The organism is Mesorhizobium sp. WSM3864, from assembly GCF_002294955.1.
Taxonomy (GTDB): domain Bacteria; phylum Pseudomonadota; class Alphaproteobacteria; order Rhizobiales; family Rhizobiaceae; genus Mesorhizobium.
In genome coordinates this window covers 718,415-736,542 of the sequence record NZ_NSGD01000001.1, presented here as the reverse complement: position 1 = coordinate 736,542, position 18,128 = coordinate 718,415, and the positions used below count along the sequence as shown (strand labels likewise).

General features: G+C 63.1%; 13 protein-coding genes and 1 tRNA gene. 8 read left to right on the top strand and 6 right to left on the bottom strand.

What is annotated here, in order from left to right:
* Positions 1 to 223: 223 nt before the first annotated feature.
* A complete protein-coding gene (hspQ, locus tag CK215_RS03620; RefSeq protein WP_066989816.1) occupies positions 224 to 547 on the top strand; it encodes a heat shock protein HspQ in 324 nt (107 codons plus the stop codon).
* A gap of 73 nt (positions 548 to 620) precedes the next feature.
* Here the strand turns inward: hspQ and CK215_RS03615 are convergent, their stop codons facing one another.
* On the bottom strand, positions 621 to 1,250 hold the full coding sequence (locus CK215_RS03615) for an invasion associated locus B family protein (RefSeq protein WP_095777677.1): 630 nt from the start codon (positions 1,248 to 1,250) through the stop codon (positions 621 to 623).
* A gap of 284 nt (positions 1,251 to 1,534) precedes the next feature.
* Between CK215_RS03615 and CK215_RS03610 the strand changes: the two genes are divergently transcribed.
* From CK215_RS03610 to mgtE, 4 genes are all read left to right on the top strand, one after another.
* Complete coding sequence (locus CK215_RS03610; protein WP_095830092.1) at positions 1,535 to 3,355, top strand: extracellular solute-binding protein; 1,821 nt, start codon at positions 1,535 to 1,537, stop codon at positions 3,353 to 3,355.
* 41 nt (positions 3,356 to 3,396) lie between these two features.
* Positions 3,397 to 4,077 carry a DsbA family protein gene (locus CK215_RS03605; RefSeq protein ID WP_066989826.1) on the top strand — a complete coding sequence of 227 codons (681 nt, stop codon included), beginning with the start codon at positions 3,397 to 3,399 and terminating at the stop codon, positions 4,075 to 4,077.
* A gap of 486 nt (positions 4,078 to 4,563) precedes the next feature.
* Positions 4,564 to 6,453: an ABC transporter ATP-binding protein/permease gene (locus CK215_RS03600; RefSeq protein WP_170950208.1), complete on the top strand. Its 1,890-nt coding sequence runs from the start codon at positions 4,564 to 4,566 to the stop codon at positions 6,451 to 6,453.
* Positions 6,454 to 6,831: 378 nt separating this feature from the next.
* Positions 6,832 to 8,196, top strand: a complete 1,365-nt coding sequence (gene mgtE, locus CK215_RS03595; protein WP_095830090.1) for a magnesium transporter — start codon at positions 6,832 to 6,834, stop codon at positions 8,194 to 8,196.
* A gap of 52 nt (positions 8,197 to 8,248) precedes the next feature.
* On the opposite strand, the gene gor is transcribed toward mgtE, so the two are convergent.
* The 3 genes from gor to rpiA form a co-directional block, all read right to left on the bottom strand.
* On the bottom strand, positions 8,249 to 9,637 hold the full coding sequence (gene gor / locus CK215_RS03590) for a glutathione-disulfide reductase (RefSeq protein ID WP_095830089.1): 1,389 nt from the start codon (positions 9,635 to 9,637) through the stop codon (positions 8,249 to 8,251).
* A gap of 115 nt (positions 9,638 to 9,752) precedes the next feature.
* Complete coding sequence (locus CK215_RS03585) at positions 9,753 to 10,388, bottom strand: DUF2059 domain-containing protein (protein ID WP_095830088.1); 636 nt, start codon at positions 10,386 to 10,388, stop codon at positions 9,753 to 9,755.
* Positions 10,375 to 11,106, bottom strand: a complete 732-nt coding sequence (gene rpiA, locus CK215_RS03580) for a ribose-5-phosphate isomerase RpiA (RefSeq protein WP_095830087.1) — start codon at positions 11,104 to 11,106, stop codon at positions 10,375 to 10,377. Before rpiA ends, CK215_RS03585 begins: the two co-directional genes overlap by 14 nt.
* 153 nt (positions 11,107 to 11,259) lie before the next feature.
* Between rpiA and CK215_RS03575 the strand changes: the two genes are divergently transcribed.
* Positions 11,260 to 11,940, top strand: a complete 681-nt coding sequence (locus CK215_RS03575; RefSeq protein WP_095830189.1) for a phosphoglycolate phosphatase — start codon at positions 11,260 to 11,262, stop codon at positions 11,938 to 11,940.
* Positions 11,941 to 12,066: 126 nt separating this feature from the next.
* A tRNA-Val gene (locus CK215_RS03570) sits at positions 12,067 to 12,141 on the top strand.
* An 85-nt stretch (positions 12,142 to 12,226) separates the two neighbouring features.
* Here the strand turns inward: CK215_RS03570 and CK215_RS31220 are convergent.
* A complete protein-coding gene (locus CK215_RS31220) occupies positions 12,227 to 12,397 on the bottom strand; it encodes a hypothetical protein (protein WP_164750822.1) in 171 nt (56 codons plus the stop codon).
* Between the two features lie 654 nt (positions 12,398 to 13,051).
* Between CK215_RS31220 and CK215_RS03565 the strand changes: the two genes are divergently transcribed.
* The gene (locus CK215_RS03565; protein ID WP_095830188.1) at positions 13,052 to 13,738 is read left to right on the top strand and encodes a Crp/Fnr family transcriptional regulator; all 687 of its coding nucleotides are present in this window, start codon (positions 13,052 to 13,054) and stop codon (positions 13,736 to 13,738) included.
* A 16-nt stretch (positions 13,739 to 13,754) separates the two neighbouring features.
* Here the strand turns inward: CK215_RS03565 and CK215_RS03560 are convergent, their stop codons facing one another.
* Positions 13,755 to 18,029 carry a cytochrome P450 gene (locus CK215_RS03560; protein WP_095830086.1) on the bottom strand — a complete coding sequence of 1,425 codons (4,275 nt, stop codon included), beginning with the start codon at positions 18,027 to 18,029 and terminating at the stop codon, positions 13,755 to 13,757.
* Positions 18,030 to 18,128 lie beyond the last annotated feature (99 nt).

Genomic DNA, 18,128 nt, shown 5'->3' with positions numbered 1-18,128 from the left:
ACATTTGCAAACTACCGCTTTCGGCCGAGGATTGCGCCCGCTGATAGGTAGCTTGGTGGGCCAGGGCGTCGGTAAAGCATTGCATTGGAGCAACGTCTGCGCCAAATCGTACCAAGCCGAAAGTCGGGGTCGATTTTTGAGCGCGTGACGTGTAGATTCAAGACCTTAGGCGCCCTGTGCGCGCAAGCCGCTGCGGCGCCTCGGGACCGAAGTGGTGAGTGCGATGAAGACGGCCAAATTCGCGATCGGACAAGTTGTTCGCCACCGGCTGTTTCCGTTCCGTGGCGTGATCTTCGACGTCGATCCGCAATTCGCCAACACCGAAGAATGGTATGAAGCGATCCCGGCGGACATGCGTCCAAGCAAGGACCAGCCTTTCTATCACCTTCTCGCCGAGAACTCCGAGACAGAGTACATCGCTTATGTATCGGAGCAGAACCTGCTCGAGGATCGGTCGGGCGAGCCGGTGCGGCACCCGCAGATCGGCGAGATGTTCGACAAGCTGCCCGACGGGCGCTACGAGCCGAAAGGTCACTCGAAACACTGACGGCTGGACAAGCGACAACAAAAAAGCGGGGCGCCTGCCCCGCTTTTTGCATGCTGGAGAAACGCTCCAACAATCAGTTGGCGGTCTTCGCCTTGTCCTGCTCTTCCTTAAGCTTCTTGGCGAAGTCCTGGTTGTTCTTGGCGACGAAGTCCTGCAGCTTCTTTTGGCGGTCCTCGATGTCCGACTGCTGCAGCGGCGGGCCGTCATAGGCGCCGCTGAAGCCCGTCAGCGCAACCTTTATCGGGTTCGGCTGGTTCTGGAAATTGACCGAGGTGAGCGTGATCTGCTGGCCCTTCTTGAAAGACGCGACAAGCTGGTCGGTCAGCGGCACTTCGGCCACGCAGCGATCCGGGAAGCAGATCACATAGTCGAGCTTCTGCGCCTTGCCGGAATCGATCTGCAGGCCGATGCCCGGAGGAACGAGACGGCCGGTCGGCACCGTCACCTGGAACACCTTACGGTTCACTTTGCCCTTGAGCTCGATCAGGCTGACGCCGGTGACGAGCTGGCCATTGCCGGCGGTGACGATGTTCTGCACGTTGCAGATATCGACGTCTTCCTGCTTGGTGCAGGCCTTGAACCAGCCCTGCGGAATCTGCGGCGGCTGCTGGGCGGAAGCGGTGAAAAGCCCGGCGCCCAGAACGCCGACCACGCCTGCGGCCAGCACCGAAAGGCGATACGCGTTGCTCGTCATATGGTGCACTTTCCTCTCAAATGATCCCGGGGACCGGCTTCTTCCTGCCGTGTGGTCCCGCTACCTGTTGCCCAAATGAGGCAACAGCATGACTTCGGAGCGCGTGTTACACTGCCAGCGACGCCGAATCCAGCCCGGTTTCCGCGTTTTCTTGCCGCTTCTCCTGCCCTGGACGAACCTCCATCGGCGATGCGCCGACTGAACCAAGCGACCGGCGTGCGCCGATTCAATCGGGGAGCGAAATGCTCTAGGGTGCATGTCGAATCACCAAGCTGCCCGGCAAGGAGACGGTCATGGACCGCGTTCTCGTTCGGCTGATCGCCGCGACCTCGTTTCTGGCCCTCTCGCTGCTTCCGGCTTTGTCGGAACCGAAGCACGGCATCGCCATGCAGGGCGAGCCGGCGCTGCCTGCGGACTATACGCATTTCGACTACGTCAATCCCGATGCGCCGAAGGGCGGCAGCGTCACCTATTGCGTCGTCGGCAGTTTCGACAATCTCAACCCCTTCATCCTGAAGAGCCTGCGCACCACCGCGCGCGGCATGATCGACACGGTCTACGGCAACCTGGTCTTCGAGCCGTTGATGCAGCGCAACTACAACGAGCCCTTCAGCCTCTACGGCCTGCTCGCCGACAGCGCCGACATGGACCCGGGTCGCAAGAGCATCGAGTTCCACCTCAATCCCAAGGCCAAATGGTCGGACGGCCAGCCTGTGACGCCGGAGGACGTGCTGTTCACCTACGATGTCTTCAAGGACAAGGGCCGCCCGCCTTACAGCGATCGCATGAGCATGATTGCCAGGCTGGAGAAGACCGGCGACCACAGCGTGAAGTTCACCTTCAACGAAAAGGCCAATCGCGAATTTCCGCTGATCGTCGCGCTGACGCCGATCATCCCCAAGCACGCCTTCGACAAGGAGACTTTCGACAAGACCACGCTGAAGCCGCTGATCGGCAGCGGCCCCTATACCGTGGACAAGGTGCAGCCTGGGCAGCGCATCGTGTTCAAGCGCAATCCCAATTATTGGGGCAAGGACATCCCATCGAAGCGCGGCTTCGACAATTTCGACCAGATCACCATCGAGTATTTCCTCAACGCCAACGCCAAGACGGAAGCGTTCAAGAAAGGCATCTGTGCCCTCGACGACGAGACCGATCCGGTCAAGCGCGACCGCGATATCGACTTCCCGGCCTTTCGCAAGGGTGATGTGAAGCAGGAATATTTCGACACCGGTATTCCGCCGGTGGTGACGGGCTTCCTGTTCAACACCAGGCTGCCGAAGTTTTCCAATCCGGTCGTGCGGCGTGCGCTCGGCATGCTCTACGACTTCGAATGGGCCAACAAAAACCTGTTCGCCGGCAAGTTCAATCGAACCATGAGCTTCTGGCAGAACTCGGAATTGTCCGCGCTCGGCCATCCCGCCGACGAGCGGGAGAAGGCGCTGCTTGCCCCCTACCCCGGCCGCGTCCCTGCCGAGGTGATGGACGGAACCTGGCGGCCGCCGGTCACCGACGGCTCCGGCCAGGACCGCAGGGTGCTGCGAGCGGCTTTCGAGCTCCTGAAAAGCGCTGGCTATCACGTAGAGGACGGCCGGATGCTCGACCCTGAAGGCAATCCCTTTGGCTTCGAGATCATGACGTCATCGCAGGACGAGGAGCGGCTTGCGGCTCTCTATCAGCGCACGCTGGAGAAGATCGGCATCGATGTAACCATCCGCGGCCTCGACGGCGATCAAATCCAGTCGCGCAAACAGCGCTTCGACTTCGAGGTGCTGATCGGCACAAGCGGTTTCAACAATTCGCTCTCGCCCGGCAGCGAGCAGGTGGGGCGCTGGGGATCCGTCGCCGCCAAGCAGGAGGGTTCATTCAACCTGGCCGGCGTCGCCGATCCCGCGGTCGACGCGGCGATCAACGCGATGCTGAATGCCCGCACGAAGGAAGACTATGTCGCCGCGGTGCGCGTTCTCGATCGGTTGCTGATATCGGGCAACTACATGGTGCCCATGCAATACAACACGCAGCAGTGGCTGGCTTACTGGAGCTACCTGGAACATCCGCAAAAGACGCCCATATTCGGCTATCAGCTGCCGACATGGTGGCGAAAGCCCAACTGACGCGATCCCCCGCCTGACACCGACCAAGCAAGGAGACGAGCATGAGCGCGGAGAACTCGATCACCATCGATGTGGTGTCGGATGTCGTCTGTCCCTGGTGCTTCATCGGCCAGAAGCGGCTGGACAGGGCGATCGCCGCTGCCGGCGATATCGACGTGCACGTGCGCTGGCGGCCGTTCCAGCTCGATCCGACCATTCCGCAAGGCGGCATGGATCGCCGCGAATACATGCTGGGCAAATTCGGCAGCGAGGAACGCATCCAGCAGATCCATGCGCGCATTGAGCCGCTCGGCGAGGCGGAAGGGATCCATTTCGCCTTCGGCGCCATCAAGGTCGCTCCCAACACGCTGGACGCCCACCGCGTTATCCGTTGGGCGGGGCCTGCCGGCGAGGACGTGCAGAACCGGCTGGTGCGACGCCTCTTCCAGCTGAATTTCGAGGAAGGCGCCAATCTCGGCGACCATGCCGTCCTAACCGACGCCGCCCGCGAAGCCGGCATGGACGGTTCCGTGGTCGAGACGCTGCTGCCCACGGATGCCGATGTCGAGGCGGTGCGCAACGAAATCGCCACCGCCTCGCGCATGGGTATCACCGGCGTGCCCTGTTTCCTGCTCGAAGCCAAATATGCCGTTATGGGCGCGCAGGACGCCGACACGCTGGCCGATGCTATCCGCCAGGTCGCTGCGGCCAAGGCGCGCGGTGAGCTCGAAACGGCGGGCTAAACCAAGTTCGCATCACCCCTCCGCCTAGCGGACGCGGAAGTCTGCTGAGAGAGATCCCCGCGGTCTACGGCGTTGATTCGAGGTAGCCCGAGGTCTCCTGACGGCCACTTTCGAGCCCTTCAACCCGTGGACCAGCCGAGCATCGGGCTGAATATCCCTTCACAAAACCGTGTTTTCGGCTTCCCCTGGGGAAAGTCCTTTCCAGCCGAAACTCTGTTCCCAAACGGCTGAAACAAAACACGAATTCCCCGCCGATGGATATCAGCCGGCAAAGCTTTTCTGTTGCCTTCATGCCACGGCCGGTAACCCTGTTCCCATTCGGAGGAAGAAAATTAATGGAAAATGATCAATTGGTGTTACCATGTGTAACAAAACAGGAAAGGTTCGGGCGGGATCGTGATTCGGGTCGGTAGACCGCGACGTACAGTACCGGAGCAAACATCCAGCGAGGCGGCAAGGCCCTCGCCCCTGACGCCGGTATCGTCGATGCGCACATTCTGGGGGCTGATGCGAGCCTACTGGTTCTCCGACCGGTGGAAGGAAGCCTGGACCCTCACCCTCGTCATCGCGCTGCTGACAGCGCTCTCCAGCAAGGCTGGCGTGTGGTTTGCCATGGCATCGGGCGAGCTGGTGAATTCGATCGCCTTCTTCCACGACGCCGCCAATATCAATCCGCTCCAGACGCTTCTTACCAATGCCGGCATATTGGTGCTGTTGGTCGTGCTCAAGGACGCCGGGTTCACCGGAGTGCGAAATCTCGTTTCCGCAACCTTGCATCGCAAATGGCGGGGCTGGCTGAACAGCCAATTCAACCGAGCGCTGCTCGACGGCAACCATACCCATTTCCATGCCCAGCATGGCTCGGTTGCCGGCGGTATCGTCGCTCCCGACAACATCGACCAGCGCATCCAGGAATCGATCAAGGACATGACGGGCGGCGCCATCGGCCTCGCCATGGGCGTGCTGGGCGTGGCGACCTCGCTTTATTTCGTCGGCGAGAATTTGATCGGGGCCTCGGTGGAGGTCAAAGGGCTGGAGTTCCTCGGCAGCTACGGCAGTGCCGTGCTCGCCTTCCTGGCGGTCGCGACCTACGTGCCGCTCAACACCTGGATTGCGGTGAAGCTCGGCGGCCTGCTCGAACGTCTCAACATCCGCATGCAACAGGCCGAAGGCAGCTATCGCAGCGAATTGACGACCTTCCTGCGCCGCAGCTTCCACGTCGCCGCCTCACACGGCGAGGATGTGCAGAAGACGATGCACGACAAGCTCTATGTCGACATCGACAAGACCTGGGGGCGGCTGAACGTCGTCAACACCAGCTACATGTCGTTCGAGCTGATCTACAATTTCATCGGCGCCCGCATCGTTTCCTACGGACCCGGTCTCGTGCCCTTCATTCACAACGGCTTCGATCTCAAGGGCTACATAACCGGCTCCGAAATGGTCGCGCAGCTGATCAGCCAGTGTTCGTGGTTCATCCATGTCATGCCCGCGATCGCCACGCTTAGGGCCAACAGCCAGCGTGTGACCGAGCTCGCCAGCGCCATCGAGAACGTCCAGCAGCCGCAGGAGTTCTACCGCCAGACCGGCCGCTCCGACTTCAGCTATGCCACGCAAAATCCCGTTTTCGGCCTGACCATCCAGAAGCTGGAGCTCGCGCATCAGGGCGAGGACGCAACGCCCTTCCTGAGCGCCGCCAACCTGCGCTTCCGCCGCGGCGAGTGGACATTCCTCAAAGGCGAGTCCGGCTGCGGCAAGACCTCGCTGATCAAGGCGATCAATGGTTTGTGGCCCTATGGCCGCGGCACCATCGTGTTCCCGGAAGGGGTCACGAGCTTCTATGCCGCCCAGGAGGTCAAGCTGCAGCAAGTCTCGCTGAAGCAGCTCGTCTGTCTGCCGGGTTCGGAAAACGATCACACCGACGCGCTGGTGGCGGCCGCCCTGCACAAGGCCGGCCTCGGCGAATTCATCGGCCACCTGGCCGATGAGAGCCGCGAAGGCAAGCTCTGGGATCAGGTCCTGTCGGGCGGGCAGAAGCAGAAGCTGGTGGTCGCCCGCATCATCTTGCAGCAGCCGGGACTGCTCTTCCTCGACGAAGCGACCGGCGCGCTCGACCCCGAAGGCAAGATCGCCTTCCACGAAGCGATCAAGGCCAATTGCGCCGATGTAACCGTGATCAGCGTGATGCACGAGGCCGTTCCGCCGCGGTCGCTCTCCGGAGAGGAATTCTATCATAGCGTCGTGGCGATCTCCGATGGCGTCGCGACCAAGAAGCCGCTCGCTCCCGCTCTGCCGCGCGAGCTCACGACGATCCTCGCGCAGCCCCGGCCGGCCGAGGACAAATGGTTGCGCTTCCGGCGGCTCAAGCAGAAATAGCAATCAGCGCAAGCCGTGGTCCGTCGCCTCGGTAGCGGCCACTGTCGATCACAGTCTCGCGATCCGGCAACGCTTCGCTCATTTTCAGCGCTCTTCGCGATTGACTCGGCAAAACGCGCTCCTATGTTGCGCCCGCTCGCAGATTTGAAACCCACAGCGCCACGCGCCCTTCGGACGCGTAAAGGACGCTGTAGAATCTTAGAATTGCGCACGATCCTTTCCGAAAATCGGAGCCGATTTTTCGGGGAGTCATGCGCTACCCCGCGAGCAGAAAGGTCAAACCCGCCATGCCTGGCGACAGTCACAGTCGAACGCAACCGCCGTCCGCCTTGACGTGACCTGACGGCTCACGTCCTGCCGGACGGCAAGGAGTGAGCCATGAATGAATTCGCATCCGTATTGGACGACGAAGCGGTCGCCGTTGCCCGTGTTCTTGCCAACGACCACGTCGCGGACGTCGTCGAAGCCCTCAACCGCGAACCTCGCGAGACGGCCATCGAGCTGCTTTGCGCGGTGCCGTTCGAGCGGTTGGTCGAAATCTTCGACCAGCCGGAGCTCGAAAGCGCGCCGGAACTCGCCGCAGCCCTGCCGCGCGCGAAAGCAGGCAAGCTGCTCACCGCCATGTCGGTCGACCGCGCAGCCGACATCCTGCGCGAGCTCGATGAGCCTGCGCGCTCGGAACTGCTTGGCGCGCTTGCCCCACCGCTGCGCGCGACACTGCTTTCGATTCTCGGTTATCCCGAGGGCAGCGCCGCCTCGATCATGACGACCGAGTTCGTCAGCGTGCCTTCGGACTGGACCGTCGGCCGCACGCTCGACTACATCCGCAAAGTCGAGCGCACGCGCGAGACCGTCTGTGCGATCTACATCACCGACAAGGACACGCAGCTCCTGCTGCGGGCGACGGGCTTGCGCCGGCTGATCTCCGGCGAGCCTAAGGACTCGATCCTGTCGGTGGCGCCGGATCGCATGCCGGTCACGGTCACGCCGCTGACCGATCGCGAAACGCTGGCGCAGACGATCTCCAAATACGATCTGCTCGCCCTGCCGGTTGTGGATCACGGCAAGATCCTCGGCATCGTCACCATCGACGACATCATCGACACCATGGTCGAGGAAACGACCGAAGACGTTCATCGTTTCGGCGGCATGGAGGCGCTGGACGAGCCCTATATGAAGATGGGCTTCCTCGCCATGATCCAGAAGCGGGCCGGCTGGCTCTGCGCGCTGTTCCTCAGCGAGATGCTCACGGCGAACGCCATGCAGAGCTACGAGGGCGAGTTGGAGAAGGCGATCGTGCTCACCCTCTTCATCCCGCTCATCATGAGCTCGGGCGGCAATTCCGGCTCGCAGGCGACCTCGCTCGTCATCCGCGCGCTGGCACTGCGCGAGATCGGCCTTCGCGACTGGTGGCGTGTCGCCTTGCGCGAGCTGCCGACCGGTTTGGTGCTCGGCTCGATCCTCGGCATAGTCGGCATCTGCCGCATCGCGCTCTGGCAGTATTTCGGCTTCTACGACTATGGCCCGCATTGGATGCTGATCGCGGCAACGGTGGGCGCGGCGCTGGTCGGCATCGTGACCTTCGGCTCGCTGTCGGGATCGATGCTGCCTTTCGCGCTGAAGCGCATCGGCTTCGATCCGGCAAGCGCCTCGGCACCGTTCGTCGCCACGCTGGTCGATGTCACCGGGCTGGTGATCTATTTCTCGGTGGCTCTGGTGATCCTGCGCGGCACGCTCCTCTAGCCAAGAAACTTCGCGCCGCCGGCATGGCCGGCGGCGCCTTCCCGGCTTGGCTTCAAACGCGCTCGCCGTTCTTCACGCGATAGGTCGGCTTGTACATGGTGACCAGCTCCTCCGCCGCTGTCGGGTGGACGGCCATGGTGCGGTCGAAATCGTCCTTGCTCAGCCCCGCCTTCAGCGGAATGCCGAGCAGCTGCGCCATCTCGCCGGCGTCCGGTCCCAGGATATGGGCGCCGAGCACTTTCCGCGACGCGCCGTCGACCACCAGCTTCATCAGCATCTTTTCGTCACGGCCCGACAGCGTGTGCCGCATGGGACGGAAAGACGCGCGATAGATCTCGATGTCGGGGAAGCGCCTGACCGCCTCGTCCTCGGATAGGCCAACGGTGCCGATCTCGGGCTGCGAAAACACGGCCGTCGGAATGGTATCATGGTCTGGCGCTGTCGGATTGCCTTTGAAGGCTGTCTCGATGAAACACATCGCTTCGTGGATGGCCACCGGCGTCAGTTGCACGCGGTGGGTGACGTCGCCGATCGCCCAGATATTGTCGATGCTGGTGCGGGAAAATTCATCGACGATGATCGCGCCGGTCTTGCCGAGCTCCACGCCGATGCCTTCGAGTCCCATATTCTCCGTGTTCGGGATGCGGCCGATCGCCAGCATGACCTGGTCGACGGTCAGCGTCTGGCCACTGGAGAGCAGCACGTCCAGTCTGCCCTCAGCGGTCTTGCGCACCCATTCTGAGATCGAACGGCAGAGGATCCTGATCCCCTTCTTCTCCATGGTCTCGTGCAGCGAGCGGCGAAGGTCCATATCGAAGCGCGAAAGAATTTCTTGGCCACGGTAGACCAGCGTGGTGTCGACGCCCAGTCCATGAAAGATGTTGGCGAATTCGACGGCGATATAGCCGCCGCCCTCGATCATGATCGCCTTCGGCAATTCCTTGAGGTCGAAGGCTTCGTTGGAGAAGATGCAATATTCGTGGCCGGAAAGCGCCGGGTGCGGAGCCGGACGGCCGCCCGTGGCGATCAGGATCTGGTCGGCGCTGACGGTGCGGTCTTCGGCAGTGAGATAGACGGAATGCGGATCGACCAGCACGGCGCGCGAGTGGAAGGCCTCGCCGCCCGCACCTTCGACATTCCTCTTGTAGATCGCCTCCAGCCTGGCGATCTCCTTGTCCTTGTTGGCGACCAGCGTCGGCCAGTCGAAGCTTGCCTCGGGCACCATCCAGCCATAGCCGGCGGCATCGGCGAAATGTTCGGGGAATTGCGAGGCATAGACATAAAGTTTCTTCGGCACGCAGCCGCGGATGACGCAAGTACCGCCATAGCGATACTCCTCGGCAATGGCGACGCGCTTGCCGAGCGAGGCAGCCACACGGGCCGCCCTCACCCCGCCGGAGCCGCCGCCGATGACGAAGAGATCATAGTCGTAACCGGCCATCGAAAGGACTCCTGCGCAATGAAAGTGTGTCACAGGTAGGCGGACAGCAGGCAAAAGAAAAGCCCGGAAATCCGGGCTCTTCTGGTCCAGTCGGCCGTCGGCCGCTTGAAACGGATCAGTTCTGCGAATTGTCGGCAGGAGCCGAGTTGTCGGCAGGAGCCTGGTCGTCTGCAGGCGCCGAATTATCGGCAGGAGCGGAGCCGTCGGCAGGAGCGGTCGCATCCTTCGCAGGCTTGGCCGGAGCCGCGGCCTTTGCGGCGGCGGCGAGCGTTTCGCCGACCTGCTGGGCGAGGTCGCGGGCGACCCCGTTCTGCCAAATGTCGGCCGCCTTCACCAGGTCGCGCGTGACCGCCGGGCCGCTGTCGAGCAGCTTCTTGCCGGCTTCCGAGCTGTAGAAAGTGGCGATATCGTTGAGGTCCTTTTCGGAAAACACCTTGGCGTAGGCGAGCGCCGCCTCCTTCTCCAGGTCGGCGCGGCGCGCCGCCAAGCCCATGGCCTTTTCGGTGACCGTCTTGCCGATCAGTTCCTGCATGTCGGGATTCTTCTGGATCAGCTGGTTCTCAAGCGCGGCCGCCGCCTGCGGCAGGATATTGTCGAACGGGTCGGTGGCGTGGATAGCCGCAACTGCGGCCCGTGCGGCCTTCAGATGCGATTCGCTGATATCCTGCGAAAACGCCGGCGAGGACAGCGCAAGCACCGCTGAGGCCGCCAGAATGGTCGAAAGGCGGCGAACCCGTTTATGCAACATCATGGTCGATAGAACTCCCTGGTTTTCGGGCGGCATGGACGGTTTGGATGCCGTCGCCGCCGGCGATGACGGCGGTTGACGCCAGCCCGATGAATAGACCGTGCTCGACGACGCCTGGAATGGCGAAGAGAGCATTCGAAAGCGCTCTTGTATCCGGAATGCGGCCAAAAGATGCATCGAGGATAAAGTGGCCGCCGTCTGTAACAAATGGCTGCTCCCCCGTCATCCTCAATGTCACCGGGCCGGCAAGGCCGAGGCTTGCCGCCGCCGCGCCGACCGCGACCTCGGTGGCGCGCAGGCCGAACTTGTTGACCTCGATCGGCAGCGGGAAACGGCCGAGCGTCTCGACCATCTTGGACTGGTCGGCAATCACGATCATGCGCTGCGACGCCGCCGCGACGATCTTCTCACGCAGCAGCGCCCCGCCGCCGCCCTTGATCAACGTCAGCGCGGGATCGATCTCGTCGGCGCCGTCGATGGTGAGGTCGAGCTCCGGCGTTTCCTCGAGCGTCGACAGCGGCACGCCAAGCTCGCGGCAGAGTGCCGCGGTGCGCTCGGATGTGGGCACGCCGATGACGCTGAGGCCGGTCGCGACCTTTTCGGCGAGCAGCCGTACGAACTCGTCGGCGGTCGTGCCCGTGCCGATGCCGAGCCGCATGCCGCTGCTGACATGGGCGAGCGCTGCACGCGCGGCCTCGACCTTCATCTGCCTTGCGTCCATGCCGCTCCTGTCCCCGATTTCCATGGTTTGGCGCGCCTCCTAGCATTTTTGCCTGTCCCGTCAAAGGCTCTGCCTGTGGACCGATGGAGGCGGCTTGCTTGACCACCGCCCAGCTTGTATCGGCTGCGGAACCTCAATTATTCAGGACTGGCCATGACCCGACCGATCATCGTGTTCGACCTCGACGGGACGCTCATCGACACTGCGCCGGATCTGCTCGACAGCCTCAACCACAGCCTGGCGGCCGCGGAGCTTGCCGCGGTCGACCAAGCCGGCTTCAAGCGCTACGTCGGCCATGGCGGCCGCGTGATGATCGAGCGCGCGCATGCGGCGCAAAACAAGGCGCTGATGACGGAAGAGCACGACCGGCTGCTGAAGCTTTTCCTGGACCACTACACGATCAATATTCCAGGCAAGTCCCGCCCCTATCCCGGCGTGGTCGCGGCTCTCGACCACTTCCAGGCCGCCGGTTATCTGATGGCGGTTTGCACCAACAAGTATGAAGCGAATTCGGCGACGCTGATCGGCGCGCTCGGTCTCGACAAATACTTTGCCGCGATCTGCGGCCAGGACACTTTTGCCTTCCGCAAACCCGACCCGCGCCATCTGACCGAAACCATCAAACTGGCTGGCGGCGATCCGCACAACGCCCTGATGGTCGGCGATTCGCAGACCGACATCGACACCGCCAAGGCGGCCGGTATTCCGGTGGTGGCGGTCGATTTCGGCTATACGGATCGTCATGTGCGCGAGTTCGAACCGACGCTGGTGATCTCGCATTTCGACACGCTGACGCCGGAATTGGCCCAGCGTCTGATCGCGGCGGCGCGCTGAGCGCCTGCCCAGATCGAGCCGGCAGGAACCCGAAATCGGTCCGCAGGATAACGTCGGCACATTGCCTTGACTTCGCGCACCCGCCTCCCTTATATCGCGGCTCGCTTCGGCCTTCGGGCAACGAGCGGGCGATTAGCTCAGCGGGAGAGCACACCCTTCACACGGGTGGGGTCGCAGGTTCAATCCCTGCATCGCCCACCATCCAACTTCCCGAAAGTTGGATGATCCGGCCGCGATGAACCTCTTCAATTTCGTGCAGCGGGGCAGCTCGCGTCCGGGAGGCCGCTTAGATCAGGCCTCGGCGCACATTCAAATGCGTTACTCCCGTCACCAGAATGGCGCCGGTCATGAAGTAGAGCGTGGCTATGATGTTGCCCTGTTGGAAATGCAGCCCGGCAAACAGCAGGGCCATAACCACGGCAAGAAATGCGATTACACGCGAGAAGTTATCGGGCATGGGGCAGCGAACCTATGCAAATAGGATGGATAGCCGCCCTCAATCAGCCGCGTGCTCCATAGATCGGTTTTCGATTTTCCGCAATTGCCTTTTGAAGCACTGCCGCAGTGTGGTGCCTGCTGCGGGCGGTGTCGACAGCCGGGCCGCTGCCCTTGTTGCCGACATTGCATTCGAAGGCGCTGAGTTCGGTCGGGGTCGTCGGCCTGGTCCATGCAGGGTGGCGGCAAGCCGCTGCTGGACAATAGCGACGCTTCTGTGATCGCCTTCACATACGCCGCGGAGGCATCGCGCACAGATATTGCACCGGTGGTACTGGCTTCTGCTTCAATGCATGGGCTCCAACGGCCTCCGGGCCTGAAAGCTCGGCAGGGAGTTTCGATCACCTAGCCATTTTCAGATTTGCTGTTCGCGCGCGTCGGTCGCCTCCCGCCACGCGCGCGAACGGCGTTTCGTAGTTCGGTTCGCGTTCGCCAGCGCGCTCCGGTTTCCCGCTGCAAGGGACAGTTGCCGGACAATTTGATGCCGGCAGCGCACGTCTGGCGCCCGATCTACAAAGGCCGTCGTGTGTTGCCGCAATCGCACCAAAGGAGACAGGCCTTGATCGAGCATGCACTTGTCATACAATTTCCGCTCAACGAGAGGCGGAACCGCATCATGTCCACAGCCAGCGCAGACGACAGGAGCACCCTGCCGCGTCTGGCGCGGATCGATCCGCGCCAGTTCGATTTGCTGTTCGGCGGCTGCAAGGTCGAACGTTATGCCGCCGGCCAGCACCTGTTCGTCCAGGAGGACGCATCCGACCGCATCTACGGCGTGATGAGCGGCACGGTCGAGATTTCGCTCTATTCACCGGGCGGGCAGAAGCTGGTGGCCAATATCGAGCTGTCGCGCAGCCTGATCGGCGAGATCGGCGCGCTCGACGGACGCCCGCGCACGGCTACCGCCATCTGCCTCACCGCATGCGAGCTGGTTTCCCTCAGTCGCGCGCAACTCTTTGATCGCATTGAAAAAAATCCACCGCTGGCGCGCGCCATGATCGAGCTGTTGTGCACGCGGCTGCGCTGGGTCAGCGGCGAACTCGGCGACCAGGCCTTCTTCGGCATCGAGGCCCGGCTGGCGAAACGGCTGGTGTTCCTCAGCGGCGTCATGGCCGACCCCGCCGGCTGGATCCCGATTTCGCAATCGGAACTCGGCGAATTCCTCGGCGCGACGCGCGAGTCGGTCAACAAGACGCTCAACGACTGGCGCAACCGGCACATGATCGACATCAAACGCGGCGGGCTGCGCATCACCAATGCCGCCGCGCTGAACCACATCGCCGCTTCGCAGGACGACGACTGAACGATTCTGACCCGAATCAGAGCCGCGAAATCAGGTAGCGCAGCGCGGACCGGCTCGGCATGAAGAAGTAGCCGCCGCCTTTCGTGGTGACGAATTGCGGCATGTCCCTGAGCACTGTCACCTTTTCCCAGGACGGAATCGAGAATCGGCCGCCGCCGTCGCGCGCGCCGATCGTCGGATCCTTTTCGCCGACAAGGCCTTGGAACGAGCTCGACGAGACCCAGGTCTGCTGAATGAACTCGTATTGGCGTTCGATGTCGGCGTTGAGGCACATGAAGAGAAGCCCCTTCTCGACCTTCCCGCTGCGGTCCTTCTTCTCATAGGTGCGGCCGACGCGCAGGATGCGGTGGCGCTTGCCGATCCTGATCTGCGTCTCGCGATCCTCGCCAAGCGAGTCGCGCGGATTGGAACGGCGTATATGGGAGCCGATCGGACAGCGATGCCCCTGCGGGTCCTCGGCGCCGAGCGCGAAGTCGTTGTCGACGCCACGACCCGGGCGGCCATCGGGGTTGCGCACCAGCGAACTGCCGTCCTGCCAGCGGCCGAGCATCTTGGCCGCGACCCAGCGCGGCGTGATGGCGTTGTCGCCGGTCTCGCGCGCAGCCCGCGCGGCGGCATGCTTGCAATAGTCATCGAATAACTCGACATGCTGCTCGAACTGGCGCACGACCAGGAACGAGCCGTTGCGGCCGAAATCGCGCGGCGGCGGGGGCTGACCGGGGATCTGCCGGTTGCGCCGCACCTGAGACAGGATGCCGGTCCGATCCTGTGCTGCCCGGACGGAGGGCGAGGCTGGATAGAACCCATGCTCGTCGCGATAGCCGAACAGGAACTCGCCCGGCGCGACCAGGTGCATCGGCGCGGCACCCTTGCTGGCGCGCGACGTACCCCTGACGATCGGCTGCGAGACGCCGTCGGCAAAGCCGAAATGCTCGTAGGCGCGGGCGCGCTCCGGCTTGCCGTCGTTGCCAGCATGTTGCGTTGTCCCACCGTCCTTCTTTGGCTCGCGGTTCACGACAAGCGGCAATTCGGCAACGATCTTCATCCCTGCGCCTGTCGTCTTTCGCTTCGCGGCCGCAACCTCCCCCTTCAGTACCGCCGGCTCCGCGGCGTAGCAGATGACGACTGCGTCGACCGGCGCCGTGGCCGAACCCCACTGCCATTTGTCAGGCGCATCGGGGCCGGTGTCGTCGAGGATGCGGCTGCGCTCTGGATTGCCCATGCCGTGGCGAAAGGCAGCTGGGAATGTGTCCAGCGGATCGTCGTCGACGCCGCCCTTCAGCCCAAGACGGCGCAAACCGTCGGGACCGAACGCCACCGTCATGGCGCGTCCGGCCGGCACGCCGTCGCCGAAACTGGTCTTGTCGATGACGAAGTCCAGCCACGCTCTGCGTTGCATGGCCGGCAGTTCTTCCGGCACCCGGATCGCCAGCATATGCGCGTGGCCAAGCGCGCCGAACGGGCCGAAGAAAATGGATTGGATCTCGCCGGCTTCCAGTTCTTCCACGGGCGAAGGCGCCGGTTCACGGCCGACGGTTGCAGCCGGCCTCGCCTGCGGCCGCTGCAGCGAGCCGAACAGGCTCACCCAGTTGCGGGCCTCGCTGCCGGTGGCGGAAGCAATGCCGCGCCGGATCTTCGAGTTGATACGGATGCGCGCGGTGTTGAGATGCGGATAGGCAGAGTACCAGAACAGCGTCGGCACCTGCTGACGCCGCGCCCAGCGCTTGAAGCGGTCCCCGTCGCGCGCGCCGTCGAGGAAGAGCCAACGCGTGCGCGGGTAGCCTTCCGTGTTGCTCCATACGCCGGTCAGGCCCTCTGAGGCCTTGGCGATGAAGTCCTCGAGATAGCTTTCCCAGCTGCCGCCATAGTTGGAGAAGAACATCAGCTTGTCGGTGCCCGGCAGCAGCACCCAGCGGGCAAAGTGAATGGTGTTTATGGTGGCGAGGAACCCCGGCTTGAACACTTTCTGCGCCGATATCGAGATCAGGTAGAAGGAAAGCCTCAGCGCCAGTCGCCGCAAGGTGCCGGCCTTCATCGTCGATATCGCGGTGAGATGGTTTTGCGCGCAGTGGTCCTCATTGGCGAGGATTCTGTCCAGCGCGCCGAGATCGACCGGCGTGTTCTGCGGCCGGTCCTTGTCCTCGAGGCGCCGCAGGCTGAGGAAGCACAAGCCGATGAACAGCAGGGCTATCGCGAGCAGCCCCAGCACCGCCAGCAGAAGCGCGGTGCCGGCAATTGCGACGTTGGTGAAGGTGACGCCGTGGGGATTGCCGAACACGAGCACATAGGTCATGCGCCAGCAGGCAAGGATGACGATCGCGACCGTGGCGAGCACAGCCGGCGCAAGCAGTGTCGTCGTCAAGGCCCGCCACCAGCGGCCCGGAGGCCGCTCCAGCAGGCTCTCAGCCGGCTCGAAGGCCCAGCCGAACTGTCCTAGCGACTGGGCATGCCGGCGCGCCTCGGTGAGCACAGCAAGGGCGTTGCCAGTTCCCGCGCGCGGCTTTTCGACGATCTCGCGCACGCTGTCGGCGAGCTCTGCCTCGGCAAGGATGCGGCGCACCGAATGGCCAGGCGTTCCGGAAAAAACCAGCCCTGCCGTGCTGCCGAAGGACGGCGAGATCTCGATGTGATGCTTCTTGAGGAAGTCCGGCAGCGAAGCCTCGTCGGGCAGACCGCACACGGCCCTTAAGATCGGCCGCAGCCGGTGTCCTATGGCCTGCGTGATGGCACCGATGACATCGTCGGTGCTGCCGTCACCGGAGATTTCGAGGACGAGCGCGCCGGTCTCGAGGTCCGATTTCTCGTCCCTGCCGGTGGCGGCGACAGCCAGGCTGGCGAAGTGGACCGTGCCGACATTGTCGAGCGCATCGCCCACCTCGTCGATCGCCGGGTTGCCAAGTGCGCCGACCTTGTCGCGCACGGCATCCAGCGGCACCGCACGCCTGATCGGGCAAACCACGGTGACCATCGACTGGTCGACCGTGCGGCAAAGCGGCGAGCGCTCGAAATCGACCTTGAGGCTGGCCGGATAGGCGCCGACATTGACCATCTTGCCGGCTCTGCCGCGCGCGCGGCGGAGCTTGGGCTTGCTGAACAGGGCGCGAACGCATTCGCCGATCTGAATGCGGGCGATCTCGGCCCCGATGCACAGATGAATGCCGTGGCCGAACACCATGTAATCGCGATAAGGCCGCGAGGTGTCGAATTCGTTTGGCCTTTGCACGATTTCCGGATCGAACATGGCGGAAAGCGTCGCCGGCATGACGACCGTTCCGGCCTTCACAAGGCGCTCTCGCCGCGTGCCTTGGCCGATGACCGCGTCACGGGCGGTGTAGCGCCACGGGCCGACCCAGATCGGCTTGAAGCGCATGGCTTCCAGGATTGCCCTATCGAGTTTGCCGGTATCGCCCGCTGCAATGGCTGCGTCGACAGCCTGCCTTGCGTCTGACCGCGACAGGATGACGTCCAGGCAGTTGCCGCCGGCAAGCACATTGGTCGGAACGAAGCCGGCAATCATGCCGAGCATGATCGAATGGATATCGGGTTGCGATAGGCGCCCTTGATCCATGAGCGCGACGAGGCGCGCCAGCGGCCGTTCGACCTTCCCTCCCCTGTCCCTGATCGCGGCAATCGAGCGGTCGATGACCTTGATCAGACGATCGCCGGCGACGATCGCGAGCTGACGTGTCGTTGGGCTCGCTGTCGGATCGGAAAAGAACAGCGCGCTGAGCGCGATCGACCAGTCGGCGAATTCGGTTTCATCGTCGATCTCGAGGCCGAAATAGTCGCGACAGATGCGTACCGGAACGATCTTCATCAGCCCGCCGACGGCGTCGAAGCCAGGGCTGGCCCGGGTCATGATGTCGCGCGAATGACGCTCGGCGATCGGCCTGGCGGCGGCTTCGACTTCCGCCGGCGGAAAGGCGCTCAGCACGGCCGATTTCATTTGCCGGTAGGCCGCCCCGTCCTGCATGCCGAGGATGAAGTTCGATCCCCTGGCCAGTTCTGCCATTTCCGGCCCGTACGGTGTCTCGAACTCGTCGCCGCGCTCCAAAATGTCGCGCACATCGACGCCTTTGGTGACAAGCAGGAAATTGCCGAAGGCCAGGTTCGGCCAGAAGCGGCGCAGCAGCGCCAGCAGCCAGCGCGGGTCGTTGAAAAGGAAGCCGGCGATACGGGACGCAAGCCCCTTGGCGCGGAGCCGGTCGATATCGAAGGGCGGCATTTCGGCGACAGGGCGCTGGCTCTTCTGGGCAGCGCGGACAGCAGCGAAATACTTCAACTTGATCATGCGCGTTCGAGCCCCCCGGCTGTCCACGTCACTGCGTGCCGGCTATTGTCTGGCCTAGGTTTGGTTCGGTCCGGCGTATGTGATTTTTTTCACAATCAT